Below are 24,453 nucleotides of genomic sequence, written 5' to 3' on the forward strand. Positions count from 1 at the left end.
GGTCGGATGCCGATCGACGCCTGCGGGCTCGGATGCCGACGCTGTTCCCGCCGACGGCAGACCGGTCTCGGTGAGCCAGGTGTCCAGCACCCCGCCGATGCCGCCCGCCCTGCGCAGTCGGGAGCGGACGTCGTCATCGTCGATGTCGGCGGCGAGCCGGTGGCCCCAGGGCCCGTCGACCAGGTGCAGCGGCCCACGCCAGGCATCGGCGAGCCGGCCCGCATCCGTGAAGAAGAAGTCGTGGTCGCCGCGGATGAGCAGCAGGGGTACGCGGAGGTCGCCGTATGCACGGTGCAGATCGACGGCGGGCGCTGACCACAGGCGACGCCAGCCGGAGAGCACCTCCCGCGACCACCCCCATTCCGCAGCGGCCCGGTGCACGCCGACCTCGGATGCCCGCGCCACCCTGGCCTCGAGCTCCTCATCGCTCAGCGGGGGAAGGGAACGCGCCCCGCGACCGTGCTGGTGCCACCACCCGATCCGGTCTCGCAGGAATGGTCGCCCGTTCTCGTCCCACGCGGTCTCGGCGAGCCCGAGAGCCGGAACGAGGAGCACGAGTGCATCGACGTCGACCGACCTCGCCGCCTCGAGCGCGGTGTGGGCGGCATACGACCCGCCGGAGAGCAGGAGCGGCAGCCCGGGGCTCTCGGCCCCGACGGCATCGACCACCGCGCGGCCGTCTGCACGCTCGGAGAGGTAGGGGTGCCATTCGCCGTCGGACGAGTGTCGGCCGCGCACGTCGTGGATCACGCAGCGGTAGCCGCGCCTCACCCACGCCCGCGCGGTGTCGGCGTGGCGCCAGGCCCCGTAGGGAGTGCGGATGACCACCACGCCTCGCGTCTCTGCGGGCGACCAGGCCCATCCGCGCAGCAGGGCGCCGTCATCGGCGACGACGACATGAGGACGGGCATCGCGCGGCGGGGTCATCGGAGCAGCCTCGGCGGTGCCGCGGGGAAGGGGAGCACCGTGTGCTCGGTGACCGATCCGGTCGACGGCACCAGCTTCCACAGGGTCGTGCGCAGGTGGTCGAGGTCGGCGTCGGCTCGCGCCCAGGTGAGGATCACGTGCAGCAGCCGGGCGAGCACGAGCACCGCGGTCGCGTCGTCGACGGGCGTGGCCGGGGCAGGCCCGGACTGCTGCCATGCCTCGGTCGAAGCCGGCGCGCTGCTCGCGGCCAGCCGTCGCGCTGATACCTGGGCCGAGGTCGGGTCGTGCTCGTCGAGCGCGAGCGGATCGATCAGGATGCTCTCGCCCTCGCGGTGCACACGCAGCCAGGCGACACCCTGCAGGGGAAGCATGTCGAGGTCGGACCACCGACGGCGGTCGAGCGCGTCGTCGGCGTAGGCGACGACGAGGGAGGTGTCATCGGGCAGTGCGGACTCCGGATCGAGGACGGTGACCCGCGCACCCCAGGGCTGGAGGACGCGTTCGAGCCCGTCGACCAACGCGCCTGCTCCCAGCACGCAGACGTCGCGGCGCTCGTCCGGCCAGCGGCGGAGCGCGTCCACCGACTCGCGCTCCTGCACCTCGAGCATCAGGCGGTCGAGGAGCGCGGAGGCCGCACCGTCCGAACCACCGTCCGGAGTCTCGAGGGCGTCGAACAGCTCGGCGGGTGGTGCGTCGATCAGGGCGAATCGTCCGGTGCGCAGGCGGATCCGGGGGCGACCGTCTGCGCCGAGGACGAGATGGGCTCCCGAGTCGGGGAGCGGCAGGATGCGGGATTCGGAAGTCATGGAGTCTCTCGGTGAAGGGCCCGGCCGGGCGCGAACGCCCGGCCGGACTGGAGTGCGCTCGAAAGCGCGGCGGAAGGATCCGCGATCAGTCGAAGGGGTTCTCGACCAGTGCGTTGGAGTGCGATGCCGACAGGTGCGCCAGCTGCTCGGACTCTTCGATCTCGGCGAGGATCTGCTTTTCCATTTCGTTCTCCTTCAGTGAGTTTCCGACCCGCGGTGTGCGGGGCGGGTCCACGGTGGGACGAGATCGACCCTAATTGATAATGATTCTCAATATCTACTAGTCTGGCGAACATGCTTTCCTCCCTCCCCCTCCTCGCCGCTGATCACCGGGCCGGGACCGTCTTCGAGATTCATGGCGACTCCCGGCGTGTCGCGGTGGCCGACAGCTGGCTCGCCGAGCACGCCGGATTCCTCCGCCTGCCCTCCGGCGCGAACGACCGCTGGGCGTTCGCCGACGACCGCGGCGGCGCTCTGGTCGTCGGCGGCGGCACCGTACGACGCATCCCGATCGCCATCCCCGCCGAGCACCTCGCCTGCGACCCGTCCGGTCGTCACGTGGTCGTCACCTCCGGCCTCGGCATGAACGACGAAGCCTGGAGCGACCTGGTGACCGTCGTGGATCTCGCGACCGACTCGTCCACGCGGTTCCGCGCCCGTGTCGGCGAACCCGGGGTCGTCGTGGCTCCCGACCAGGCCTCGGGCGAACCGACGATCGTGCTCCGTCACCGCGAACCGGGAGCCGTCGAAACGATCCCCCTCGCCGCGGCGCTCGCGGTCGGCCCCCACGCGCCGGTACTCCGCGGAGGCCTCCTCACCGACCTCGCCGCAGACGGCCACGGCGACGTGATCGACCCCGCCTCCGGCATCCTCGGCATCGCGACGAGCCGCGGCCTCGAGCGCTTCGTCGTCGACGGCGGTGCGCCCCGGGCCATCGGCATCGTCCCCTGGCCCGTCGACGGACGGGCGTACTACCTGCGTCTCGCCGGTGACACCGGGCGGGTGACGGGGATCGTGCGCGGGGGTCCGGCCTCGCCGGGATCGTGGCCGGAATGGACGAACACCTTCGTCGAGATCGACCTCGCATCCGGAACCTCCCGCGCCGTGCCGCTGCCGCCGGGGCTCGCGTTCCGGTTCGCGCTGGCTGCGGGAGTTGCGGCCGTCTCGGTCATCCACCCCGACGGAGACGCGGTGCTCGTGATCGATCGCGAGGAGGCACGTGTCTCCCGGGTCGTGCCGATCCCGGCGATGACGCATCCCCCTCGCGCCGGTCGGCTGCCGTGGGACGGCGTCGACGGTCGCCCCGCGCAGCGCCGGTCCATCGCGATCGACCCCGTCGGCGGCACGATCGCGGTCACCAGCGGTGGCGACGGCACGATCCTCCTCCTCGACGGAACCGAGATCTCGACGGTCGAGCTCCCCACCCCGCTCGACGAGGGCGGGCATCTGCTCTGGGCGTCCGATGGCGACCGCGTCGACGACCTGGTGGGCCGATGAGCGCGCATCGGGCCGTGCTCGACGATGCCCTCGCGCGCGCCGAACGCCACGGTCGGCCGGGGCTCCCGGTCGGCGGCTTCGCCCTGGGGCGGGCCGCCGACCGCAGCCGCCGCGGCATCCATCGCCTCGACGGCTCGACCGTGATCGAGCCGGACGGCCACCTCCATCGCATCTTCCCCTCCCCCGACGGCAGCCGCATCGCGGTGGAATGGGCACCCACCGCCGACGAGAATGCCGTCTTCGGCCTCGTCGATGTCGCCGCCGGCACGCTGCGCCTCCACCCCGACATCCGTCTCCGCTACGACACCGTGCTCTGGGCGGCCGATTCGCGGAGCCTCGACGTGGTCGCCAGCCGCGACCGCCGGCTCGTGACCCTCGACGTGGAGACGGGCGAGACAGAGGTGGCTCCCCTGCCGAGCGAGGGCCGGCTGCGACTGTTCCCCGGAGGAGAGAGCGGCCTGCGCGCCCTCAGCTCCGCCGGTGCGGGAACCACTCTGACCGACCGGGCGACGGGGACGCCGCTGGGACGGTGGTCCGCGCTGTTCCGCGCCTGGCGACTCGGCACCGGGGTGCTCGTATGGCATGACCGGGGTCTGGATGCCGTGCTGATCGACGCCGCAGCCGATGCGGCAGATGACCGCGCGCCCTGGCACTGGCACGACCCCGATGTACGGATCGTCGACGTCGCGGTGCAGGACGACCGGGTGGTGATGCTCGCCGTCACGGAAGGGCGGAGCGTGCTCATCGACCTCGACGACGGCATCGAGGTCGGCCGCACAGAACCTGCCTCCTCCGACGCCGATGTGCTCACCACGACGATGATCGGCGTCGACGACGGCGTACTGCGTCTGGGCGTCGAAGGCCCCCTCACGCCACCCCGCATCGTCGAGCGCGCACAGCTCGGCACCACGATCCTGCCGCCCTCCTCCTCCCGCGCGACCACCGTGCGCCACGACATCCCGGCCGGCGACGGCGCGACCCTCACGGTGCACGTGACGTCGCCGAGTGCCGCGGAGGGGATCCCGGGCGCGGGGACGACGGGCCCGCTGCCGCTGATCCTCACCTGCTACGGCGGCTTCGGCGTGCCGCACCTGCCCGTGTTCGAACCGACCGTGCCCGCATGGGTCGGATTCGGAGGTGCCTACGCCTCCGCACAGCTCCGTGGCGGAGGCGAGCGCGGTGAGGCCTGGCGCCAAGCAGGATACGGCGAGCACAAGCACCGCACGGTCGCCGACCTCGCCGACGTCGCCCGCGGTCTCATCGCGGCCGGTGTCACCCGCCCGGATCTGCTCGTCCTCGCCGGGGCCTCGCTGGGCGGGGTCGTCGCCGCCGCGTGCGCGCTCGAACATCCGGAGCTGTGCGCGGGGTTCGTGACCACAGCGGCCCCGCTCGACCTGCTCGCCCTCGACGATCATCCGCTCGGGTCGAGCTGGCGTGCAGAGTTCGGCGACGACGGCACACCCGCGTCCCGTGCCCGGCTCGGCGCGCTGTCTCCGCTCGCACGCGCCGAGTCGCTTCCGGTCGGTGCGCCGGTCCCCTCCTACCTGGGAGTGGTGCTCGGCGAAGACACCAGGGTCCTCGCACGCGACACGCATCGGATGGTCGAGTCGCTGCGTCGAACGGGCGGCTCGGCCCGCTCATGGACGGCAGCGGGGGCAGGCCACGGCGCGAACGAGTCCGTCGCCCTGCACGACCTCGGCCTCGCAGTGCTCGACTTCGCAGCATCGGTCACGGTCACGGCCACGAAGCGCATCGCGTCAGGCAGCACGACCGGAGGCACCCGATGAGCGATTCGACGGCCGTTCTCACCGAACGACGCGCCAGACGCCTGCCCTTCCGACGGCAGCCGAGCGAACAGCGCACTCTGCCCCGCAGAGGAAGTCGACTGGTGCTCCCGGTAGGCCCGACCGTGACGACGATCGCCGTGCTCGCCGTTCTCGTCCTCGTGGTCTCCGCAGCCACCGGCCCCGTCGCCGTCTCCCCCCTCGATGCCGCCAAGATCGTGATCGGCCACCTGATCCCCGGCATGCCCTGGATGACGGACGGAACGCTCACCCCGCTGCAGGACCAGGCCGTGTGGCAGTTCCGGGTGCCCCGGTCGCTCCTGGCCGCACTCTCGGGAGCGGGACTGGCTCTCGCCGGAGCGATGATGCAGGCCGTCGTGCGCAATCCCCTCGCCGAGCCTTACATCCTCGGCGTCTCCTCGGGCGCGAGCGTCGGCGCCGTGCTGGTGATCGTCTCGGGCGGTGCCACCTTCCTCGGTCTGTCGATGAGCGGTGCGGCGTTCGTGGGGGCTATGGTCGCCTGCCTCCTGGTGGCCATGCTCGCACGCATCCGCGGAGAGCTGTCCCCGACCAGGATGATCCTCGCCGGGGTCGCGCTGGGCGCCCTGCTGAGCGCGGTGACCAGCTACCTCACCCTCACCACCGACGCCCAGAACGTCGTGAGCGTGATGTTCTTCCTGCTCGGGAGCGTGTCGGCCGCCGACATGTCGACGCTCTTGATCCCTGCGGTCGCGCTCGCGATCGCCTGCATCGCGGTGTTCGGACTCTCCCGCTCCATGAACGCGCTGCTCGCGGGCGACGAGTCGGCGATGGCCGTCGGAGTGCGCACGACCCGGGTGCGCGGCGTGCTGCTCGTGCTCGCCTCGCTGCTGACCGGAGCGATCGTCGCCGTGAGCGGCGGCATCGGATTCGTCGGGCTCGTCGTGCCGCACATGGCCCGACTCCTCGTGGGCTCCGACCATCGGCGGATGCTGCCCATCACGATCCTCGGCGGTGCACTGTTCCTGATGGTCGCCGACCTGCTCGCACGGACGGTCGCGATGCCCACCGAGATCCCGCTCGGCATCCTCACCGCCTTCGTCGGGGCTCCGTTCTTCCTGTGGTTGATGCGCAGCGGAGGCGATCGGGCGGGGTTCGACCGATGAGCGTGCACTTCGACGGCGTGAGTGTCGCCCGCGGTGGCCGCACGGTGCTGCACGGGGTCGACCTCGAGGTCGGCACAGGCCGCATCGTGGGGCTCCTCGGCCCGAACGGCAGCGGCAAATCCACCCTGCTGCGCACCCTGTTCACGGGTCAGCGTCCGCAGCGGGGGCGTGTCCTGATCGACGGGGTCGACGTCTCGCAGCTGCCGCCGCGTACGCTCGCGCGCACCGTGTCCGTCATGCTCCAGGACGCCCCGTCCGAGTTCGATCTGACCGTGCGCGAGACGGTGCTGGTCGGCCGCTCACCCCACCGTCCGCCGTTCAGCCGGGACACCCCGGAGGATCAGCGCATCGTCGACCAGGCCCTGCGCACCGCGGACGTGCACGATCTCGGCGACCGGCTGGTGCGTCGACTCTCGGGCGGTCAGCGCCAGCGGGTGATGCTCGCCAGAGCCCTCGCGCAGAGCGGCGAGATCCTCGTGCTGGATGAACCGACGAACCACCTCGACATCGCGCACCAGCTCGATCTCATGCGTGTGGTGAGCGGACTCGGCACGACCGTGATCGCCGCCCTCCACGATCTCAACATCGCCGCCGCGTTCTGCGATGACGTCGCGGTGATCGACGAGGGCAGGATCGTCGCCTTCGGCGCTCCGGACACCGTGCTCACCCCCACGCTCGTCGACGAGGTCTTCCATGTGACCGCCCGCATCGCCGTCGAGGTCGACACGGGAGCACGCGCGATGACCTTCCACCCCAGACAACACCGACCCCTCACCTAGGAGAAGAAGAATGACACCACGTACCCGACCCACCCGCCTGCTCGCCGCCGTCTCCGTCGGCCTCGGCGCGATCGCCCTCACCGCCTGCGGGAGCGGAGTCTCCACGGGAGCAGCGCCCGCCTCCTCCGGAGAGGCGATCAGCATCGAGAACTGCGGCCGCACGGTCGAGATCCCGGCCACGCCGACGGCCGTCGTCGGACTGCACCCCTCGCAGACCGAGCTGCTGCTGCGCCTGGGCCTCGCCGATTCGCTCGTCGGACAGGCGCAGGCCACCGCGGACGAGCTGCCGAGCGACGTCGCAGACCTCGCGGCCGATGTGCCCGTCATCGGCGGAGACGCACCGCCCAGCCGGGAGGAACTGCTCGCCGTCGAACCCGACTTCGTCTACTCGCCGACCACCTACGAGTTCACCGCGGAGCAGGGCTTCGCCAGCATCGAGCAGCTCTCCGAGGCCGGCGTCGCCGCGTACACCGCGACCGGCGGATGCTTCGACCGGCGCATGGAGGGCACGGTCGACGACCTCTTCATCGACCTCGAGAACCTCGGCGAGATCTTCCACGTCGAGGACGAGGCGAACGACCTGATCGAGTCGTCCAAGGCCGAGCTCGCGACCGTCGATGCGGCGCTCGAAGGCAAGGATCGCCCCCGCGTCGCCCAGGTCTTCGTGGAGGGCACGACCCTCACCGCGATCGGTGCCGGCATCGAGTACGACATCCTGAAGCGCGCCGGCGCCGACAACGTCTTCACGCCGGACGATCCCGCGTTCGCCGACTTCTTCGCCGCCGAGATCACCCCGGAGTCGCTCGCGTCAGAGGCACCGGACGCGATCGTCTTCGCGGTGTCCGATCCCGCGCACGAGGCGGCCGTCCGCTCCTACCTCGCCGCGACGTTCCCCGACATGCCCGCCGTGCGCGACGGTCGACTGATCGCGGTGCCGTCGACCGACCTGTTCCCCGGCACACTCGGGAACGTCTCGGCCGTGCGGCTGATCGCCGAGGGCCTCCACCCGGACGTCGTCTTCGACTGAGCATCACTTCCTCCGCCCGCACCCCCGCGTGGCTGCACCCCCGGGAAGCTCTTGTGCTCCCGGGGGCGCAGTCTCCGCGCTAGGCCTGCATGACGGCGAGGACGTTGCCCGCGGGGTCGCGGAACCACGCGATGTCCGGCCCTCGCCCGTTCCCGCGGACGATGCCGCGCTCGTCCGAGGGGAACTCCTCGTCGCTGTAGATCTTCGTCTGGACGCCCCGGGCGATGAGCTCGTCCACGGCGGCGTCGACATCCGCCACCGGGAAGTTCAGGATCGTGAAGCTCGCCGGGGTGTGGTTCGGCTTCGAGTACACGAGGATCGAGCCGCCACGGGGCAGGTGCAGGTCGAGGAAACCCATCGCGTTGCGCTCGACGTCGAGCCCGAGCGTCGCGCCGTAGAAATCCTCCGCCGCGTCGATGTCATCGACGCTGAATCCGCTGAACGCGTTGTCCGCTGTGAAAGCTGCCATGGCTCCAGCATCCGCCTCCTCGGCGCGCTTGTCGATGCCTTCTCGGCTCCCTCTCACCCCGCGGCGCGCACGAGCCTGCCGACCAGGTCGACGTAATCCACTCCCGCCGCGGCGAACATCCGCGGCACCTGCGACGCCGCGGTCAGCCCCGGCATCGTGTTCACCTCGTTCAGCAGGGGACCCCTGTCCGTGAGGAAGAAGTCCATCCGCGCGACGCCGTCGCACCCCAGGGCGTCGAACATCGCGATCGCAGCGCGCTTGAGGGCCGCCGCCTCGCCCGCGTCGAGCTGCGCCGGCACCGTGAAACGCGCACTTCCGTCGTACTTCGTCGCCGTGTCGAAGAGACCGGTCGCGTGGATCTCCAGCGGCGGAGCCGCCCACCGGATGCCCCCCTTCTCGCGCAGCACGGCCACGTCGATCTCGCGCGCCCTGACGACCTCCTCGACGAGGATGCGCCGGTCGAAGCGCGCGGCCTCGTGCAGCGCGGCGAGCAGATCCTCCTCCTGGGTCACGAGACTCACGCCGTGGCTCGACCCCGCCGAGACCGGTTTCACCACGACCTCGCCGTCGAACTCCACATCCCCGATGTCGTCCGCCGTGATCAGCCGCCCGCGGGCGGTGCCGATCCCCACCGCGTCCGCCACCAGCTTCGTCGTCCATTTGTCCATGCCGATCGCACCGGCGCGCAGCCCCGAGCCCACCACGCGCACTCCGGCGAGGGCGCAGAGAGCCGCCAGCGCCCCGTCCTCGCCGAGCGCACCGTGTACGGCCGGGAAGACCACGTCCGTGCGAGTGAGCAGCGGAAGCGCGAGCGCCAGCGACTCGGCGGCGGATCCCCCGTTCGGGCGCCCGTCGACGCGCCAGATGCCGTCTCGATCGATGGTCACGCACGTCACCTCGTGACCGCCCAGCCGCAGGGCTGCACCGACCGCGGCCGCCGACGCCAACGACACGTCGTGCTCGGCGTTCTGCCCTCCCCCGATGACCAGCACCCTCGTCATGCCGCGCTCCTCCGCACTCGCGCTCCGATCCCGGTGACGATGGTGTGCGGGATCGTCCCCGCCCACCGCGCCCACTCCTGCACCGAGGGCACCGCGCCCCCGTCCGGCCCGAACACGGTCGCGATCGTGCCGCGCGGGAACAGCGCGGCACCCGTGTCCACCACGATCTGATCCATCGACACCCGTCCGACGATCGGATACCGCACGCCGCCAATCTCGACGCCGGCGCCCGGCGCGAGCTCTCGCGGGATCCCATCCGCGTAGCCGACGCCCACCACCGCGAGGTGCGTCTCCGCACGGCTGACATGCGTTCCCGCATACCCGACAGCCGTGCCCGCCGGGGCGAGAGCCCCATGCACGACGGGCGCGGTCCATCGTGAAGCCCCGATCAGTGGCGTCGTCTCCGAGGGGTCGATCCCGACGAGTCCTGCGCCGATCCGCACCATCCCGAAATGGGTCGCGGGATCGGTCAGCGCCCCGGACGTCGCCGCCAGATGCACGAGCACCGGTCCGAGGCCGGCACGCAGGACCGCATCCCTGCCCTGCCGCATGCGCAGCACGGCCGCGGCGTTCGCGCCCGGATCGCCCTCGTCGGCGCGCGGCAGATGACCCATGACCCCCACGACCTCGATCCGCCCTCTGCCGGCGCGCGCCAGTCGGAAGAGCTCTGGCCACTCGTCCAGCGGAGACCCGCCGCGGGCCATCCCGGTGTCCAGATGCAGGTGCACCCTGACCGGGCCCGACGTCTCAGCACTCAGCTGGCGAAGCTCTTCGGCGGAGCCCACCGCGATGTCGATACGATGCTCCGCCGCTGCCTCGGCGTCGATGCCCGCCGGGTTCAGCCAGGCGAGGATGGGCACCGCGAGTCCGGCGTCGCGGAGTGCGACACCCTCGGCGACCTGCGTCACCCCGAGCCACTCGGCGCCCGCCGCGACCGCAGCCGTTGCCACGACGACGGCACCGTGTCCGTAGCCGTCGGCCTTCACGACGGCCATGATCGGCACCGGAGTCGCCGCCCTGACGATCCGGAGGTTCTCGGCGACGGCGTCGGGGAGCGTGGTCAGCGTCGGCGCGTGCAGGCGCGAGGCGATCGCGGGACGAGGGGCGGTCATGGTGGTCATCGCTGCATCCTCGGGTCTTCGGTGGGATCGGCATACATCTCGGGGCACCCCTGATCGATCGCCTCGGGGCGCAGCTCGTAGTGCCATGACTCGTTCGCGTAGGTCTGGCACAGTCCGTAGTCGGAGCCGTGCTGGGCGAGCCAGTCGAGCGTGGGCAGCGGACCGACATCCACGGCGTCGCCAGACACGTGCGCCGACGTCTGCGGTGTCGCCACCCATCGCCGCGCTTCGTCCTCCGAGCCGTAATCGACGATCGCGTCCTGGAGCATCCGTTCCTGCAGCCCCGGCGAGCGCCATCCGCTGTTCACCAGGAACGTGATGCCATCGCGCTCGGCATCCGAGGCCGCCCGCTGCAGGGCGTCGAGCAGCGCGGGGTCGAGGTTGCCGACCGCGACGCGGTCCACATCGAACACCGTGGGCTGATCCCCGTCACGGATCGCCCCGTCGGCGTCGCCCGGCACGTCGACGGGCTGCACCTCGTCGGGCACCGGGGTCGGCACGGGCGTGGGGAGCGTCTTCGCCGTGTCGGCGAAAGCCACGGACAACGACTGCTGCACCGCGAACGCCAGGATGACGGCGGCGGCGAGCGCGACCACGACGCCGGCGGCCCGACGGCGACGACGTGCCCGCAGCGGGAGGGACGAGCTGTTGGTGTTCATGCTCCCAGTGAAGAAGGGAGCCGGTTGCCAGGGCGTATGCGCTTTTCCATATGCTCGCGATATGCCGGGGTGCGTAGGATCGCTGCCATGCGTGTGCTGATCGTCGAGGACGAGCCCTACCTCGCCGAGGCGATCCGCGATGGGCTGCGCCTCGAGGCGATCGCGGCCGATATCGCGGGCCACGGCGACACGGCGCTGGAGCTGCTGAGCATCAACTCCTACGACCTCGCCGTGCTCGACCGCGACGTGCCCGGGCCCTCCGGCGACGACATCGCCCGCTGGATCGTCGCGTCGGGAAGCGGCATCCCCATCCTCATGCTCACCGCAGCCGACCGCCTCGACGACAAGGCGAGCGGCTTCGAGATCGGTGCGGACGACTACCTCACCAAGCCGTTCGAGATGCGCGAGCTGGTGCTGCGTCTGCGTGCTCTCGACCGTCGCCGCCAGCGCAGTCGACCTCCCGTGCTGGAGGTCTCCGGCCTTCGCCTCGATCCGTTCCGCCGGGAGGTGTACCGCGACGACCGCTACGTGGCGCTCACCCGCAAGCAGTTCGCCGTGCTGGAGGTGCTCGTCGACGCCGAGGGCGGTGTCGTCAGCGCGGAGGAGCTGCTCGAGCGCGCCTGGGACGAGAACGCCGACCCGTTCACGAACGCCGTGCGCATCACGGTCTCCTCGCTGCGCAAACGCCTGGGCGAGCCGTGGATCATCCTCACCGTGCCGGGTGTCGGATACCGGATCGGAACGGACGCCGATGCCTAGGCGCCGCGGGATGAGCGCTCGCCTCAAGCTCACCCTCAGCTATGCGGGCATCGTGGTGGTCTCCGGACTGCTGCTGCTCGCCGCGGTGGCCCTGTACCTGCTGCGCTACGTGCCCGACGTGCAGATCTCCGCGGACATCCGCGTTCCCAACCGCTCCGACCTGATCAGGGCGTTCGTGCCGGTCGCCTCGACGGTCATGGTGGCACTGCTGGCCATCGGGCTCGGCGGCGGATGGCTGCTGGCCGGACGCATGCTGGCACCTCTGGAACGCATCGGCGACGCTGCGCGACTGGCGGCGCAGGGCTCGCTCTCGCACCGGATCGCGCTGCCCGGCCCTCGCGACGAGTTCCGCGATCTGGCCGATGTCTTCGACTCCATGCTCGAGCAGCTCGAAGCGCACGTCGCCGAGCAGCAGCGGTTCGCCGCGAACGCCTCGCACGAGCTGCGCACTCCCCTCGCGATCTCGCAGGCGCTGCTCGAGGTCGCCCGTGACGACCCGGACCGCGACGTGGACGAGCTGATCGCCCGACTGCAGCGGGTGAACACGCGTGCGATCGACCTCACGGAGGCGCTGCTGCTGCTGAGCCGGGCGGATCGCCGGACGTTCCCGCGCGAGATCGTCGATCTCTCCCTTCTCGCCGAGGAGGCCGTCGAGGCGCTGGTTCCCCTCGCCGACCGTCGAGGAGTCGCACTGGAGGTCGGCGGCGTCCCCGCGTCGGTGCTCGGGTCGGCGGCGCTGCTACCGCAGCTGGTCATGAACCTCGTCCTCAACGCGATCGTGCACAACCTCCCGACCGGCGGGGCCGTTGCCGTGCGCACGCACTCGATGCCGCACGCGGTCGCGCTGGTCGTGGAGAACACCGGTGAACAGTTGCCTGCGCATCAGGTCGCCACCCTTGTCGAACCGTTCCAGCGCGGGGCGGAGCGCACCCGCGGCGACGACCATGCGGGGGCGGGGCTCGGCCTTGCGATCGTCGACCGCATCACGCAGGCGCACAACGGCACGCTCGTCCTCACCCCACGGACGGACGGCGGTCTGATCGTGACCGTGTGGCTGCCGCACCCCTACCCGACGGGCCTTCCCGGCTGACTGTCCGCAGGTGTTTCGAATCGCGCAAACGGTCGGATGCGGGGCCCAGAAGGAACCATTTGCGCGATTCGAAGACGGGGCTCAGGCCACCCGCGGGTCGCGTGTCGCGGCGAGCTCGCGGCCGTAGGTGCGGGCGTCGGCTTCGGCGTTCTCCTTGAGGTCGCGCGCGGTGTCGGCGAACGCGTCGAGCGCCGGGTTGACGCCGACCAGCGTGAACGGACGCTGCACGACGCGCAGATCGAGACCCCAGACGTCTTCGAGCACGCGTCGCAGCCAGCCGGTCGAGTGGTCCCAGCCCTCCTTGGGCGAACCGGGCGCGTAGTTGCCGCCGAGCACGGTGACCAGGGTCGCCGGCTTGCCGTTCAACGCGGTGCCGGTCGGATCGATGCGTGCGTCGGTGTAGGCGAGATCGAACCAGGTCTTGAAGTGCTGCGAGACGCCGTAGTTGTAGAGCGGCACCGCGAACAGCAGAGCGTCGGCGCCGATGAGCTCGTCGGCGAACTGCGTCGCGAGGGCGCGAGCCTCGTTCTGCGCAGGGGTCCGCTGGGCCTCGTCGACGAATCCACCCGTCACGGCATCCGCCCACGCGGTCGCGGGCACGGGGTCGCTCGCCAGATCGCGACGGAAGACGGTCGAATCGGGGTGCGACGCGGTCCACTCGGCCTCGACGATGTCGGCGAGCGCACGGCTGGCGGACGACGCGGGAAGGATGCTGGCATCCAGGCGGAACAGGGACATGGGCCTACCTCTCGTTTTCGTAGTCGCTCTGTTTTTCTTAGCGACATCGGTTAACGTAGCACGGGTAGGATGGGGGGATGTCCGGGACCGACGAAGGGCGTCAGGTGTGCGACGCCGCCGTCACACTGGCCTTCAGCGTGCTCGGGAAGCGGTGGAACGGCATGATCGTGTCGTCGCTCGGGGGCGGACCCATGACCTTCGTCTCGCTGCGCCGCGCCGTTGACGGCATCAGCGACACCGTGCTCTCCGATCGCCTGGCCGAACTCGCCGACGCCGGACTCGTCGCGCGCACGGTCGAGGCCGGCCCGCCGGTGACCGTGTCGTACGCGCTCACGCCAGCGGGGGAAGGACTCCTGCCGATCCTGAACCAGCTGGGGCAGTGGGCCTCGGCGAACCTCGCCGAGCGCGCTCACTGACGTCTTTGCAGGCCGCGCCCCTCACGCCAGGGGCAGCCAGATCTCGGTGACGGAATCGGTCGGCGCCGCGGTTGCGGGATCGCTCAGGTACTCCTCGAACACGGGGTGATCTCGCGGCACCTCTCCGGAGGCCGGCAGCCACCTGCCGTAGAGCCACCGATACGCCCGATGCATCGACGAGTACGGCCCGGAGTACTCCAGCACCGCATGACGTCCCGCGGGGATGGTTCGCACCTCGAGTGATTCCGGTGCGTCGGCGGCATCGGTGATCACGACCCCGGCAGCAGAGCGCAGACTCCGCGCGGGGACGGCATCCGGATCATCCTCGTAGACCGCGACCATGCGCCCTCCTTGCGGGAACCGGTCGCGCACACGTGCGAACGCGCGGCCGATCTCGAGGTACGGACCACGGTGGGGCGAGACTGCGAGCACAACGGGGCCCGTCTCGCGAATCTCCACGGGGTGCGACTCGAGCAGCTCGCCGCCAGGGCGCTGGAACGCCGCGTGCGCCCCAGCCTCCCTGAACCTCGCCGGCGGCATCCCGTATCCACGGGACAGCGCCCGGCTGAACGTCTCGACGGTGGAGAACCCGGCACGGCGCGCGATGCGGGTGATCGGCAAGCCGGTCTCGACCAGCAGGGAAGCCGCGCGCTCCAGGCGCAACCGCAGCACGGTCTGAGCAGCTGTCTCGCCGCGCACCGCACGGTAGATGCGGTGCCAGTGATACGGCGAGAATCGAGCGACCTCGGCGAGGATGCTCAAGTCGAGATCGTCATCGAGGTGCCGGTAGATGTACTCGGTGACGTCGTCGAGCTGCTGCTGGTACTGCGCGGCCTTCACGATGCCGAGCGTAGCCCCAGCGAGATCTCGATCGCCCCGTCCTGGCCGTAGCGCTCCACGTCGGCGAGGTAGCTGAGGTCGAGATCGCCCCGCTCCCAGATGCGCTGCCACGCCTCGGCGACGAGGTCGGGTCTGCCCGGTTCGAGGATGATCACCTCGCGCTCCGATGCGGGCACGGTGACGACGACCAGGCCGTCCGAAGCAGCCACGCCCTCTGGCACCCGATGCCCGATCACGAGCGTGTAGTCGCCGAGGTTGTCGACTCCGGCGTGCTCGTGCTCGGTGTACACCGCGTAGACGTCTCCGCCTGCACCGAGCCTCCCCGCCACATCTGCCTCGACGAATGCGGCCCAGTGCGGCGGGATGGTCTCCATCGCCTCGCGGTTGTTCGTGCGCAGGGGGATCCCTGCGACGCGGAACTGCTGCTGTGTGATCCTCATGAGATCAGGATGCCGCCGACGGATTGACGATTCTTGCGGCATCCGATCCGCTCACCAGGGGCTGGGCTCGTAGTCCTTCAGGAACACGCCGTGGATGTCCTCCCCGGCCTCACCGCGCACGATCGGGTCGTACACGCGGGCGGCACCGTCGACCAGGTCGAGCGGGGCGTGGAAGCCCTCCTCGGCGAGGCGCACCTTCGTGTAGTGCGGGCGCTCGTCGGTGATCCATCCGGTGTCGACGGCGGTCATCAGGATGCCGTCCTTCTCGAGCATCTCGCCCGCGCTCGTGCGCGTGAGCATGTTGAGCGCGGCCTTGGCCATGTTCGTGTGCGGGTGGCCAGGCCCCTTGTAGCGACGAGAGAACTGGCCCTCCATGGCCGAGACGTTCACGACGTACTTGCGACGGGAATCGGATGCCGCCATCGACGCACGCAGACGGCTGATCAGCAGGAACGGCGCTGTCGTGTTCGCGAGCTGCACCTCGAGCATCTCGAGCGGATCGACCTGCTCGATCGACTGCACCCAGCTGTTGACGCGGTTCACGTCGGGCACGAGGCCGCCGGCGTCGATCGCGGTGCCGTCGGCATGCTTCTCGAGCGACGACGATCCGGGCGCCATCGCGAGGCGCGCGAGATCTTCGGCCGTGAGTGCCTGACCACCCTGCTCGGCGACCGTGCCGCCGAGGGCCGCGACCGAGAGCAGCGGATGCGCATCGACCGAGGCCTGCAGCGCCTGCGGGTGCGGGTCGGCCGTGTGCCCGAAGGTCTCCATCTCGGGCAGGGGCCCGTCGGGGAGGGGCTGCAGCTCGGCATCCGCCAACAGGGAGTAAGCACCCGGCGAGCGGCGTACGGTCTGTGCGGCGTTGTTGATGAGGATGTCGAGCGGGCCCTGAGCGGCGACCGAGTCCGCCAGGCCGATCACCTGAGCAGGGTCGCGCAGGTCGATGCCGACCACGCGCAGGCGGTGCAGCCAGTCGGCCGAGTCGGGCAGGGCCGAGAAGCGTCGCACGGCGTCGCGCGGGAAGCGGGTCGTGATCGTGGTGTGCGCGCCGTCACGCAGCAGCCGCAGCGCGATGTGCATGCCGATCTTCGCGCGGCCACCCGTGAGCAGGGCGCGCTTGCCGGTGAGGTCGGTGCGGGCGTTGCGCTTGCCGTGGCTGAAGCGGGCGCAGTCCGGGCAGAGCTGGTGGTAGAAAGCGTCGACCTGTGTGTACGGCTGCTTGCAGATGTAGCAGTTGCGGGGCTTCAGCAGCTCGCCAGCGATCGGGGCGTCGACGACGCTGGTGGCGAGATCGTTGCCACGGGTCTCATCGTCGATGCGGTCGGGGGCACCCGTGGCGGTGCGGGCCACCACGGCCTTGTCGGCCTCGGCGATCGCGTCACGGATCTGCTTGCGGCGCACCCGCTTCACGTCTTTGAACATCGCCGCGGTGGCCTGGCGTACCGCGATGAAATCGGGGTGCTCGTTGTCGATCCGGTGCAGCTCGCGCAGCACGCGCAGCGTGGTGGCGAGATCTTCGGGGTCGACGCCCGGTCCGAGGTCGGGTGCAGCGTCGGAGGGGGCGTCGGTCATTGTCCCGATTTTACGCGAGTGTCCTGGGACAGGCTTGATATGCAAGCATCCACTTGCCTATCGTGATCCCATGGCCGATCTGTTCCACGCGCTCGACGACGAGACGAGGCGACTCATCCTCGATGAGCTGTCGCGGCGGGACGGACAGACGCTCTTCGAGATCTGCTCGACGTTGACGATGCAGCACGGTGTGACGCTGACCCGGCAGGCGGTCTCCCAGCACCTCGCGGTACTCGAATCCGCCGGACTGATCTCCACGGAACGACAAGGCCGTTCCAAGTTCCACTTCTTCCATCCGGAACCCATCGCCCGCATCGCCGAGCGGTGGCCGACCACACGGAGCACCCCATGAGAATCGAACTGACCAGCATCTTCGTCGATGACCAGCGCAAGGCCCTCTCCTTCTACACCGACGTGCTCGGCTTCACGAAGCACCATGACATCCCCCTCGGCGATGCCGCCTGGCTCACGGTGACCTCGCCCGAAGCGCCCGGCGGACCCGAGCTCCTGCTCGAGCCTTCGGGGCACCCCGCGGTCAAGCCCTACCGCGACGCGCTCGTCGAAGACGGCATCCCACTCGCGCAGTTCGCCGTCGACGACCTCGCCGCCGAACACGCACGCCTGACCGGGCTCGGCGTCGTGTTCACCCAGCCGCCGACCGACATCGGTGCCGCCTGGGTCGCGGTTCTCGACGACACGTGCGGCAACCTGATCCAGCTGATCCAGATGAAGGCCGACGGACAGGGCTAGGCGATCCCGCCGCCGTCCACGACGAGGGCCGAGCCGGTGACGTACGAGGAGTCGTCGCTCGCCAGCCAGACCACCGCCTGTGCGACCTCGCTCGGCTCGCCCATGCGGCGCAGCGGGCGATCGGCGGCTTCGGCGAGGAACGCGTTGGTGTCCTGCGCCAGCTGACGCGCTTCCTCCCGCAGCATCCCGGTGTTCACATCGCCGGGGTTGACCGAGTTCACGCGGATGCCGGCGGGACCGTGGTCGATCGCGAGCGCGCGCGTCATGTTCACGACCGCGCCCTTCGAGGCGCAGTAGGAGATGGCCTGGCCACCGCCCTTGAGGCCCCAGCCCGACCCGGTGTTGATGATCGAGCCTCCACCCGCAGCCTCCATGACCGGAACGATGTGCTTGCACATCAGGAAGATCGAGCGCACGTTCACGCCGAACACGCGGTCCCACTCCTCGACGGTCGTCTCGACGGCGGTGGTGCGACGGATGATCCCGGCGTTGTTGAAGACGACGTTCACTCCGCCGAGTTCGGCCACCGACGTGGCGATCACCCGTTCGATGTCGGACTCGCTCGCCACATCCGCCGCGATCGCGATGGCCATGCCACCGGCCGCACGGATCTCCTCCGCGACGGCTTCGGCCGCCTCCGTGTTCAGGTCGACGACGGCGACCGCCGCGCCCTCGGCAGCGAGTGCGAGTGACGTGGCGCGACCGATGCCGCCGGCACCGCCGGTGACGATGGCCTTCTTGTTCTCGAGACGCATGGGGTGTCCTTTCGGGTACGTGCAGACGGGTCTGTCGGGGTCGGGATGTGTCAGGTGAGGGAGAGTTCGGGTGCGGTCACGGCATAGAGACTCGTGGTGCCGACGCCGGTGATGATGCGGACATGCCCGGCGAGTCTCGCATCGAGTTCCGGGTCGCCGGTGTCGACGAGGAGCGGCCGACCCTGCAGGTCGATGAGCTTCTGCTCGGGGGCGACGACGAGGAGCGGGTCGTCGCCGAGCGCACGAAGAACGGGTGCCGAGAGCTGTTGGTTGCCGCGCCCGAGCAGGAACCCCTGCCCGCCGATCACGGTGACGACGGCCCGCGCCGGGCCCTCGGCGATCTGGGCGAGCAGCTCCTGCTCACTCGCGCCGTGGACGAGGACGGCACCGTCGAGAACGACGTCGACGCCGAGTGGCGATCCTTCGACGCCGAGCTGCCGAGCGATCTCCGCAGTCGTGCCGCCGGGGCCAAGCAGATAGCGCACGCCCGGTCGCATGCGGGAGACAGCCCCGCGGGCCGCAGCTTCGACCGCAGCCGCCTCGGTGACCGGCGTCGGCGCCTTGCGTGCCTGAGTGCGGCCCGCACGATGCGGCACCCGGAGCATTCCGTACAGCGTGGGGTCGACGCGGGCGCGCCGCATCGCGGCCTCGTCGATGTCGAGCACCTCACGCTCCTCGGTCGGGAGTCCGTCGTGCTCGATCCAGTCCGCGGCGATCGATCCCGCCGCCCGCGGACTGACCGCGAACACGGGCGAGTACATCTTCACGCCCGCCGGAACTCCGAGCACGGCCGGCAGACCGTGCGCCTGTCGGCAGCTTTCGGCGTCGAGCGCGGATCCGTCGTCGCACCTTCCGCCATCGGGCTTTTCACCCGACGGATGTGCCACGGCGCCGAGCCCCGTGACCGCGTCGCGCAGGGTGCCGTCGCCGCCCACGACGAGGATCAGATCGACCCCCGCCGCGGCCAACGCTGCGACCGCACGCGAGGTATCCGCCGCCTCCGTCACCTCGGTCACACCCGCCTCGGTCACGCCCGCATCGCTCGAGCCGCACCCGACGACGCACGGCACGAGACCTGCGGCGCGCACCGCATCGGCGCCCATGGCACCGGGCACCGTCGCGATCACGAGTCCCGGATGCCGTTCGGCGAGCGTCGTCAGGGCGAGGACCGCCCGTTCCTGCACGCGCGAACGGGCACCGCGCGCGAGGGCGAGGCGCTGCACATCCGTGCCATCGGAGCCGGCGAGCCCCGCGGGCCCTCCGACTCCGGCGACAGGGTTGACGACGAGTCCGAGCATCGCGGTCAGTCCGCCAGTGCGGCCAGCTCCACCGCGTACTTCCGCTGGTACGCGCGCCAGGTGATCGCCCACCGCTCCGGGTCGTCCAGATCGTCATGGTGCGTGTGGTGCACGGTCTGGTTGTGCGGCGCGGTGCGCACCACCTCGGGGGTCTCTCGCGCCTCACGTGCCACCTCGGCGAGGGTCGCCGCATACTCGTCGAGCTCCGCCATGGAGTACGACTCGGTGGGCTCCAGCGTGAACGGCTGCGGCACCACGTAGGGGTGGTGACTCGTCCAATAGTGCATCCCGAAGTCGGACATGCGCACGCCGATCTCCTCCGACGAGATGCCGGTCTCCTGATACAGCTCCTCCCACGAGTAGCGCACTTGCTCGATGCGGCGGCGTCCGGTGGCGTACGGCGCGGATGCCCCGGGGATCGCGAGCACACGAGCCATCAGGTAGTTGTTGTTCAGCACGGCGGTCTCCGCGGCGGCGAGCAGCCCCGGAGCCCCCAGTGCCATGATCCAGGAGTAGGCCTTCACGAGCGCGGGGATGACGCCGAAGAACGGGCCGACCGCGCCGATCGACAGCTCTCCGGCCTCGACCACCCCGAAGGTCCCGTCATCCGCCCGCACCACGCGCGGTCCCGGCAGGAACGGGGCGAGCGCCGCGCTCACGGCGTTCGCGCCAGAGCCGGGTCCACCGGAGCCGTGCGGGGTGCCGAAGGTCTTGTGCAGGTTGAAGTGGCACACGTCGAAGCCGGCGTCGCGGGCGCGCGTGACCCCGAGGATGCCGTTCGCGTTGGCCTGGTCGTACGAGGCGAGGGCTCCGACCGCGTGCGCGGCGTCGACCCACTCCCGGATCGCCGGGTTGTAGATGCCGGTGTCCTCCGGGTTCGTGACCATGATCGCCGCGGTGCGGGGCGACAGGGCGGCCTTCAACGCGTCGAGCGACGGATAGCCCTCGGCGTCGGGGTAGACCGTGATGACCTCATAGCCTGCCGCCTTCGCCGCGGCCGCGTTCGAGGGGTGGCTGAAGATCGTGGTGATGACCTCGCGGCGCTGCTCGCCTTCGCCGTTCGCCTCATGGAAGGCCCGGATCATGGCGATGTTCGACCAGATCGCCGCCGAGCCGCCCTGCGTGTGCAGCGACACCTCGTCCATGCCGGAGATCTCGGCGAGCACCCGTTCCAACTGCCAGACGATCTCGAGCACGCCCTGCGCATCGGCCGGATCCTGGTGCGGGTGCATCGCGGTGAGCTGCGGGGTGTTCGCGAGCTGGTCGTTGATCTTCGGGGCGTACTTCATGGTGCAGGTGCCCTGGCCGATGTCGACGTTGAAATCGGCACCGAGGTTCTCCTGCGACAGACGCAGGTAGTGCTTGAGCACCCGCATCTGCCCCATCTCGGGCAGCGCGGGACGAGACGGGCGACGCAGGGAGTCCGGCAGCGCGGCGACCACATCGCCCACCACCTCGCGCACGCCCGGCTCGACCTGCGACACCAGCACGCCGCGTTCACCTGGCGTGGTCAGCTCGAAGATGATCGGCTCGTCCCAGCGGGCCTGCTGGAATCGGCGGAGCGCCGGCTTGGGCGCGACGGGGAGGCTCACTTCTGCTCCTCTGCGAGTTCGGGGGCGACGACTGCGGCAAGCGCGCCGGCCAGGATGTCGATGTCGGATTGGGAGACCAGTTCGGTGACGCAGACGAGCAGGCGGTGCTCGCCCACGACCACGCCGGGTTCGATGCCCCGGGCGCGGAGCGCCGTGACGACCTCCGCCGCTGGCACCGGAAGGGTCACCGTGAATTCGCGCAGATGCACGGCGTCGTCATCGAGAGAGACACCGGGAACGGCGGCGAGGGCCTGCTGCGCGTACCGGGTGCGGGCGAGCAGCAACTCGCCGAGCTCTGCCATGCCGGTGGGACCCATGAGGGCCAGGTAGACACCGGCGGCGATGCCCCACAGGGCCGCGGCCGTGCCGACCCATTCCTTCCCCTCCTCACGGTGTGCGAACGAGGTGCGGTCGTAGGCCACGTCGCCGAAGCCGTACTCGCCGGGCACGTCGGTGGTGGCGAGCCCGAACAGGCGCGAGGGCATCTCCATCACGAAAGCGGGGTCGTCGTGCACGGCGATGAAGCCACCGTGGGCTCCGCCGAACCACTGATGCAGGCCGAGGGACTGGATGTCTCCGGTGACGATGTCGGCACCGGAGACCGAGGGCGGGGTGAGCACCCCGTAGCCGATGGGATCGGTGCCGACCACGAGCACGGCGCCGGCAGCGTGCGCGGCATCCGCGATCTCTTGCAGCGCCGCCTCCACTGCGCCGGTGGCACTGGGCGTCTCGACCCACACGGCGGCGACATCGTCGCCGAGTGCGGTCCTGATCCCCTCCACGTCCGCCGTGCCGTTCACGGGCGGCACGTGCTCGAGCGTCAGGTGGGCCCGCACGTAGTCGTGCACCTTCGCGAGCTTCGCCGGCAGCACGTCGCTGACGACCAGCACGCGCACGCGGCCGGTGAGACGCCCCGACATCGTGAGACCGGTCGCCGTCGCCTGGTAGCCGTCGTAGACCGGCACGTTCACGACGTCCATCTCCAACAGCTCCGCCATCAGCGACTGGTACTGGAACAGGGCCTGGAAGCGGCCGTGGTCCTCGTAGGGTTCGCCGGCATAGGCGGTCAGGAACTCGCTACGGCCGATGACCTCATCCACCACGGCGGGCACGTAGTGGTTGTAGGTGCCCGCGCCGAGGAAGCTCAGTCGTTCCTCGGTCGAGCGGTTCCTGGCGAGCAGTCCGCGCACGTGACGGGCGAGGTCCTGCTCGGCCGCGAACGGTGCCGGCAAGTCGAGCGCCCGGCCGAGTCGCAGCGACGCCGGCACATCGGCGTAGAACTCGTCGACCGACGCGGCGCCGACGGCCTCGAGCATCGCCGCCCTCGACTCGGGGGCGGTGTTGGGGATGTACGGATGCACGAACGGAGTGGTCATGCGTCCTCCTTCACATCATCAGCGCCCGAAGGCGGGGTCAGGGTGGCAAGAGAGAGGGTGTCGGCACGGGGAGCGGCGAGCACCGCGACGCCGAAGCGTCCGAGCTCCAGACGGCCCGCATGACGCACGCCGGTGAGCAGGTCAACGCCCGGCGACGGGATCTCGAACGCGACCGGCGCGCGCCCATGATTCAGGTAGAACGTGTAGTCGGTGGCGTCGTCTGCTCGGGTGACGACCTCGACGTCGACGTCCGTCTGCTCGCGAGCGGGAAGGCCCGCGGTGCGCAGGACGTCGCGGAACACCGTGAGCAGACCGTCCGGTTCGAACATCGCACTGACGTACCAGGCCGACCCTTCCCCCGCCGCGCGACGGGTCACCGCCGGCAGGCCGTCGAGCTCACCACTCGCATACGTGGCACGCGCCTCGACGTCGTCATCCGCTTCGAGCCATTCGCTCCAGGAAGGCACCGTCAGGACCTCGCCCGCGAAGTCGATGCTCTCGGTCAGCCCGTCGGCGATCGGCCACTGCTCGTCGACCTCGATGCCGAGCAGATCGCGCAGCAGTCCTGGCGCTCCGCCGTCGTGCACCTTCTCGGTGGCATCCACCACTCCCGAGAACGGCCCGACCACGAGGTGCCCTCCGCGTTCGACGAACGCCTGCAGCGCGTCGGCCTGCGGCTGCTCCACGATGTAGAGGTTCGGCACCACGACCACGTCGTAGCGGTCGAACGGCCCCGTCGCACGCACCGCATCCACCGGCTGGCCGAGCGTGTACAGCGCCCGGTGCCAGGCGCGGGCCTGCTGTGCCCACTGCAACCGCTGCGAGGGCAGCGATTCCGCAGCGCCGGTGCCCCACCACGAGTCCCAGTCCACGACGAGGGCGACGCTCGAGCGCACGCGGGTCCCGCGCACCGGCTCGAGCTTCTTGAGCTCGTTGCCCAGCGCCTTGGTCTCCTGGAAGCTGCGCGAACGCTCGCCCCTGTGGCCGAGCATCGAGGAGTGGAACTTCTCCTGGCCGTACTTCGCCTGGCGCCACTGGAAGAACATCACGGCGTCGGAGCCGTGGGCGACGGCCTGCAGGCTCTCGACGCGGATCTTGCCAGGAGCCTTGGGCACGTTCACGTCGCGCCAGCTGGTCGCACTGGCCGAGGACTCCAGCAGCAGCCACGGCTGTCCGTCCTTGAGCGAGCGCATCAGTCCGTAGTTGAGGGCGGCGCCGACGTGCGAGGTCGGGTCGGCCGGCTCCGGGTAGGCGTCATCGGTCACGACGTCTTCGACGGCGGCGAAGTCCCAGTAGTCCAGATCGCGGAACATGCTCATGAAGTTCGTGGTCACCGCGATGTCGGGCGTGACCTCGCGCAGCACGTCGATCTCCACCTGGAACAGCTCCAGCAGCGCATCCGACGAGAAGCGCTCGAAGTCGAGCAGCTTGGTGGGGTTGACCGGGCCCGGAGCCTTCTTCGGCGTCTCGATGTGCTCCCATGAGGTGTAGCGCTGACCCCACACGTTCACGCCCCAGGCCTCGTTCAGCCCGTCGAGGTCGCCGTAGCGGTTCTGCAGCCAGCGGCGGAAGTGGCGGGCCGACTCGGGGCACCAGCAGCGCGAGGTGTGGT

The 24,453-nt window shown here is 70.4% G+C and carries 26 protein-coding genes; 10 read left to right on the forward strand and 16 right to left on the reverse strand.

What is annotated here, in order from left to right; all coding sequences use genetic code 11:
• From AX744_RS18815 to amiA, 3 genes are all read right to left on the reverse strand, one after another.
• Positions 1-927, reverse strand: a 927-nt coding sequence (locus AX744_RS18815; RefSeq protein ID WP_061018631.1) for a CocE/NonD family hydrolase, incomplete at its 3' end; no start/stop codon positions are given.
• On the reverse strand, positions 924-1,733 hold the full coding sequence (locus AX744_RS18820; protein WP_061018634.1) for a hypothetical protein: 810 nt from the start codon (positions 1,731-1,733) through the stop codon (positions 924-926). The genes AX744_RS18815 and AX744_RS18820, both read right to left, overlap by 4 nt.
• A gap of 85 nt (positions 1,734-1,818) precedes the next feature.
• Entirely contained in the window at positions 1,819-1,917 is a 99-nt protein-coding gene (gene amiA, locus AX744_RS21460; RefSeq protein ID WP_017831216.1) for a streptamidine family RiPP, read from the reverse strand.
• A 110-nt stretch (positions 1,918-2,027) separates the two neighbouring features.
• On the opposite strand from amiA, the gene AX744_RS18825 reads away from it, so the two are divergent.
• Genes AX744_RS18825 through AX744_RS18845 form a run of 5 tightly spaced genes read left to right on the forward strand, consistent with a single transcriptional unit; the run spans position 2,028 to position 7,965 of the window.
• Entirely contained in the window at positions 2,028-3,230 is a 1,203-nt protein-coding gene (locus AX744_RS18825; RefSeq protein ID WP_061018635.1) for a hypothetical protein, read from the forward strand.
• Positions 3,227-5,017, forward strand: coding sequence for a prolyl oligopeptidase family serine peptidase (locus AX744_RS18830; RefSeq protein WP_061018637.1), 1,791 nt, complete (start codon positions 3,227-3,229; stop codon positions 5,015-5,017). The genes AX744_RS18825 and AX744_RS18830 overlap by 4 nt, the downstream gene beginning before the upstream one ends.
• On the forward strand, positions 5,014-6,159 hold the full coding sequence (locus AX744_RS18835; protein ID WP_197429285.1) for a FecCD family ABC transporter permease: 1,146 nt from the start codon (positions 5,014-5,016) through the stop codon (positions 6,157-6,159). The genes AX744_RS18830 and AX744_RS18835 overlap by 4 nt, the downstream gene beginning before the upstream one ends.
• Positions 6,156-6,938: an ABC transporter ATP-binding protein gene (locus AX744_RS18840; RefSeq protein WP_061018640.1), complete on the forward strand. Its 783-nt coding sequence runs from the start codon at positions 6,156-6,158 to the stop codon at positions 6,936-6,938. Before AX744_RS18835 ends, AX744_RS18840 begins: the two co-directional genes overlap by 4 nt.
• A gap of 10 nt (positions 6,939-6,948) precedes the next feature.
• Positions 6,949-7,965 carry an ABC transporter substrate-binding protein gene (locus AX744_RS18845; protein WP_046746898.1) on the forward strand — a complete coding sequence of 339 codons (1,017 nt, stop codon included), beginning with the start codon at positions 6,949-6,951 and terminating at the stop codon, positions 7,963-7,965.
• 79 nt (positions 7,966-8,044) lie between these two features.
• On the opposite strand, the gene AX744_RS18850 is transcribed toward AX744_RS18845, so the two are convergent.
• The 4 genes from AX744_RS18850 to AX744_RS18865 are packed head-to-tail and all read right to left on the reverse strand — an operon-like array spanning position 8,045 to position 11,215.
• Positions 8,045-8,434, reverse strand: coding sequence for a VOC family protein (locus AX744_RS18850; protein WP_061018642.1), 390 nt, complete (start codon positions 8,432-8,434; stop codon positions 8,045-8,047).
• A gap of 53 nt (positions 8,435-8,487) precedes the next feature.
• The gene (locus tag AX744_RS18855; RefSeq protein ID WP_061018644.1) at positions 8,488-9,435 is read right to left on the reverse strand and encodes a D-alanine--D-alanine ligase family protein; all 948 of its coding nucleotides are present in this window, start codon (positions 9,433-9,435) and stop codon (positions 8,488-8,490) included.
• On the reverse strand, positions 9,432-10,556 hold the full coding sequence (gene alr, locus AX744_RS18860) for an alanine racemase (protein WP_061018647.1): 1,125 nt from the start codon (positions 10,554-10,556) through the stop codon (positions 9,432-9,434). Before alr ends, AX744_RS18855 begins: the two co-directional genes overlap by 4 nt.
• Positions 10,553-11,215, reverse strand: coding sequence for a M15 family metallopeptidase (locus tag AX744_RS18865; RefSeq protein WP_061018649.1), 663 nt, complete (start codon positions 11,213-11,215; stop codon positions 10,553-10,555). Before AX744_RS18865 ends, alr begins: the two co-directional genes overlap by 4 nt.
• A gap of 87 nt (positions 11,216-11,302) precedes the next feature.
• Here AX744_RS18865 and AX744_RS18870 point away from each other — a divergent pair, with 87 nt between their 5' ends.
• Both AX744_RS18870 and AX744_RS18875 read left to right on the forward strand, forming a co-directional pair.
• Positions 11,303-11,974 (forward strand): response regulator transcription factor, encoded by a 672-nt coding sequence (locus AX744_RS18870; RefSeq protein WP_046746904.1) that lies wholly within the window; start codon positions 11,303-11,305, stop codon positions 11,972-11,974.
• Positions 11,975-11,984: 10 nt separating this feature from the next.
• On the forward strand, positions 11,985-13,064 hold the full coding sequence (locus AX744_RS18875) for a sensor histidine kinase (RefSeq protein ID WP_046746905.1): 1,080 nt from the start codon (positions 11,985-11,987) through the stop codon (positions 13,062-13,064).
• An 81-nt stretch (positions 13,065-13,145) separates the two neighbouring features.
• Here AX744_RS18875 and AX744_RS18880 read toward each other — a convergent pair whose 3' ends face one another.
• Positions 13,146-13,802: an FMN-dependent NADH-azoreductase gene (locus tag AX744_RS18880; RefSeq protein ID WP_061018652.1), complete on the reverse strand. Its 657-nt coding sequence runs from the start codon at positions 13,800-13,802 to the stop codon at positions 13,146-13,148.
• A 77-nt stretch (positions 13,803-13,879) separates the two neighbouring features.
• Here AX744_RS18880 and AX744_RS18885 point away from each other — a divergent pair, with 77 nt between their 5' ends.
• A complete protein-coding gene (locus tag AX744_RS18885; protein ID WP_058632043.1) occupies positions 13,880-14,218 on the forward strand; it encodes a winged helix-turn-helix transcriptional regulator in 339 nt (112 codons plus the stop codon).
• Positions 14,219-14,239: 21 nt separating this feature from the next.
• Here the strand turns inward: AX744_RS18885 and AX744_RS18890 are convergent, their stop codons facing one another.
• From AX744_RS18890 to AX744_RS18900, 3 genes are read right to left on the reverse strand one after another with little or no spacing between them, the layout of a single operon-like run.
• Positions 14,240-15,058 carry an AraC family transcriptional regulator gene (locus AX744_RS18890; protein ID WP_061018654.1) on the reverse strand — a complete coding sequence of 273 codons (819 nt, stop codon included), beginning with the start codon at positions 15,056-15,058 and terminating at the stop codon, positions 14,240-14,242.
• Positions 15,055-15,498: a GyrI-like domain-containing protein gene (locus AX744_RS18895; protein WP_061018655.1), complete on the reverse strand. Its 444-nt coding sequence runs from the start codon at positions 15,496-15,498 to the stop codon at positions 15,055-15,057. Before AX744_RS18895 ends, AX744_RS18890 begins: the two co-directional genes overlap by 4 nt.
• 51 nt (positions 15,499-15,549) lie before the next feature.
• Entirely contained in the window at positions 15,550-17,070 is a 1,521-nt protein-coding gene (locus AX744_RS18900) for an SDR family NAD(P)-dependent oxidoreductase (protein ID WP_061018656.1), read from the reverse strand.
• A gap of 70 nt (positions 17,071-17,140) precedes the next feature.
• Here AX744_RS18900 and AX744_RS18905 point away from each other — a divergent pair, with 70 nt between their 5' ends.
• Both AX744_RS18905 and AX744_RS18910 read left to right on the forward strand, forming a co-directional pair.
• Positions 17,141-17,422, forward strand: a complete 282-nt coding sequence (locus tag AX744_RS18905) for an ArsR/SmtB family transcription factor (protein ID WP_171010931.1) — start codon at positions 17,141-17,143, stop codon at positions 17,420-17,422.
• The gene (locus AX744_RS18910; protein ID WP_058632045.1) at positions 17,419-17,820 is read left to right on the forward strand and encodes a VOC family protein; all 402 of its coding nucleotides are present in this window, start codon (positions 17,419-17,421) and stop codon (positions 17,818-17,820) included. The genes AX744_RS18905 and AX744_RS18910 overlap by 4 nt, the downstream gene beginning before the upstream one ends.
• Here AX744_RS18910 and AX744_RS18915 read toward each other — a convergent pair.
• From AX744_RS18915 to AX744_RS18935, 5 genes are all read right to left on the reverse strand, one after another.
• The gene (locus tag AX744_RS18915; protein WP_046746910.1) at positions 17,817-18,575 is read right to left on the reverse strand and encodes an SDR family NAD(P)-dependent oxidoreductase; all 759 of its coding nucleotides are present in this window, start codon (positions 18,573-18,575) and stop codon (positions 17,817-17,819) included. The two genes, AX744_RS18910 and AX744_RS18915, sit on opposite strands and share 4 nt — an antisense overlap.
• Positions 18,576-18,625: 50 nt before the next feature.
• Positions 18,626-19,873 (reverse strand): ATP-NAD kinase family protein, encoded by a 1,248-nt coding sequence (locus AX744_RS18920; RefSeq protein WP_061018658.1) that lies wholly within the window; start codon positions 19,871-19,873, stop codon positions 18,626-18,628.
• A 5-nt stretch (positions 19,874-19,878) separates the two neighbouring features.
• Positions 19,879-21,465, reverse strand: coding sequence for an aminomethyl-transferring glycine dehydrogenase subunit GcvPB (gene gcvPB / locus AX744_RS18925; RefSeq protein ID WP_061018660.1), 1,587 nt, complete (start codon positions 21,463-21,465; stop codon positions 19,879-19,881).
• Entirely contained in the window at positions 21,462-22,841 is a 1,380-nt protein-coding gene (gene gcvPA, locus AX744_RS18930; RefSeq protein ID WP_061018661.1) for an aminomethyl-transferring glycine dehydrogenase subunit GcvPA, read from the reverse strand. The genes gcvPB and gcvPA overlap by 4 nt, the downstream gene beginning before the upstream one ends.
• The coding region (locus AX744_RS18935; RefSeq protein WP_061018663.1) for a beta-galactosidase at positions 22,838-24,453 on the reverse strand (1,616 nt) is incomplete at its 5' end. The genes gcvPA and AX744_RS18935, both read right to left, overlap by 4 nt.

The sequence above is a fragment of the Microbacterium sp. CCH5-D1 genome (assembly GCF_001557335.1).
In the GTDB taxonomy this organism is placed as follows: Bacteria; Actinomycetota; Actinomycetes; order Actinomycetales; family Microbacteriaceae; genus Microbacterium; species Microbacterium oxydans.

Excerpts from the sequence above, each read along its gene's own strand:
- AX744_RS18875 (WP_046746905.1), top strand. The coding sequence starts at position 11,985 with ATGAGCGCTCGCCTCAAGCTCACCCTCAGCTATGCGGGCATCGTGGTG.
- AX744_RS18900 (WP_061018656.1), bottom strand. The coding sequence starts at position 17,070 with ATGACCGACGCCCCCTCCGACGCTGCACCCGACCTCGGACCGGGCGTC.
- AX744_RS18880 (WP_061018652.1), bottom strand. The coding sequence starts at position 13,802 with ATGTCCCTGTTCCGCCTGGATGCCAGCATCCTTCCCGCGTCGTCCGCC.
- AX744_RS18825 (WP_061018635.1), top strand. The coding sequence starts at position 2,028 with ATGCTTTCCTCCCTCCCCCTCCTCGCCGCTGATCACCGGGCCGGGACC.
- AX744_RS18910 (WP_058632045.1), top strand. The coding sequence starts at position 17,419 with ATGAGAATCGAACTGACCAGCATCTTCGTCGATGACCAGCGCAAGGCC.
- AX744_RS18920 (WP_061018658.1), bottom strand. The coding sequence starts at position 19,873 with ATGCTCGGACTCGTCGTCAACCCTGTCGCCGGAGTCGGAGGGCCCGCG.
- gcvPA (WP_061018661.1), bottom strand. The coding sequence starts at position 22,841 with ATGACCACTCCGTTCGTGCATCCGTACATCCCCAACACCGCCCCCGAG.
- AX744_RS18840 (WP_061018640.1), top strand. The coding sequence starts at position 6,156 with ATGAGCGTGCACTTCGACGGCGTGAGTGTCGCCCGCGGTGGCCGCACG.
- AX744_RS18830 (WP_061018637.1), top strand. The coding sequence starts at position 3,227 with ATGAGCGCGCATCGGGCCGTGCTCGACGATGCCCTCGCGCGCGCCGAA.
- AX744_RS18870 (WP_046746904.1), top strand. The coding sequence starts at position 11,303 with ATGCGTGTGCTGATCGTCGAGGACGAGCCCTACCTCGCCGAGGCGATC.
- AX744_RS18835 (WP_197429285.1), top strand. The coding sequence starts at position 5,014 with ATGAGCGATTCGACGGCCGTTCTCACCGAACGACGCGCCAGACGCCTG.
- AX744_RS18865 (WP_061018649.1), bottom strand. The coding sequence starts at position 11,215 with ATGAACACCAACAGCTCGTCCCTCCCGCTGCGGGCACGTCGTCGCCGT.
- AX744_RS18855 (WP_061018644.1), bottom strand. The coding sequence starts at position 9,435 with ATGACGAGGGTGCTGGTCATCGGGGGAGGGCAGAACGCCGAGCACGAC.
- AX744_RS18820 (WP_061018634.1), bottom strand. The coding sequence starts at position 1,733 with ATGACTTCCGAATCCCGCATCCTGCCGCTCCCCGACTCGGGAGCCCAT.
- AX744_RS18845 (WP_046746898.1), top strand. The coding sequence starts at position 6,949 with ATGACACCACGTACCCGACCCACCCGCCTGCTCGCCGCCGTCTCCGTC.
- AX744_RS18850 (WP_061018642.1), bottom strand. The coding sequence starts at position 8,434 with ATGGCAGCTTTCACAGCGGACAACGCGTTCAGCGGATTCAGCGTCGAT.
- AX744_RS18885 (WP_058632043.1), top strand. The coding sequence starts at position 13,880 with ATGTCCGGGACCGACGAAGGGCGTCAGGTGTGCGACGCCGCCGTCACA.
- AX744_RS18895 (WP_061018655.1), bottom strand. The coding sequence starts at position 15,498 with ATGAGGATCACACAGCAGCAGTTCCGCGTCGCAGGGATCCCCCTGCGC.
- AX744_RS18915 (WP_046746910.1), bottom strand. The coding sequence starts at position 18,575 with ATGCGTCTCGAGAACAAGAAGGCCATCGTCACCGGCGGTGCCGGCGGC.
- alr (WP_061018647.1), bottom strand. The coding sequence starts at position 10,556 with ATGACCACCATGACCGCCCCTCGTCCCGCGATCGCCTCGCGCCTGCAC.
- amiA (WP_017831216.1), bottom strand. The coding sequence starts at position 1,917 with ATGGAAAAGCAGATCCTCGCCGAGATCGAAGAGTCCGAGCAGCTGGCG.
- AX744_RS18905 (WP_171010931.1), top strand. The coding sequence starts at position 17,141 with ATGGCCGATCTGTTCCACGCGCTCGACGACGAGACGAGGCGACTCATC.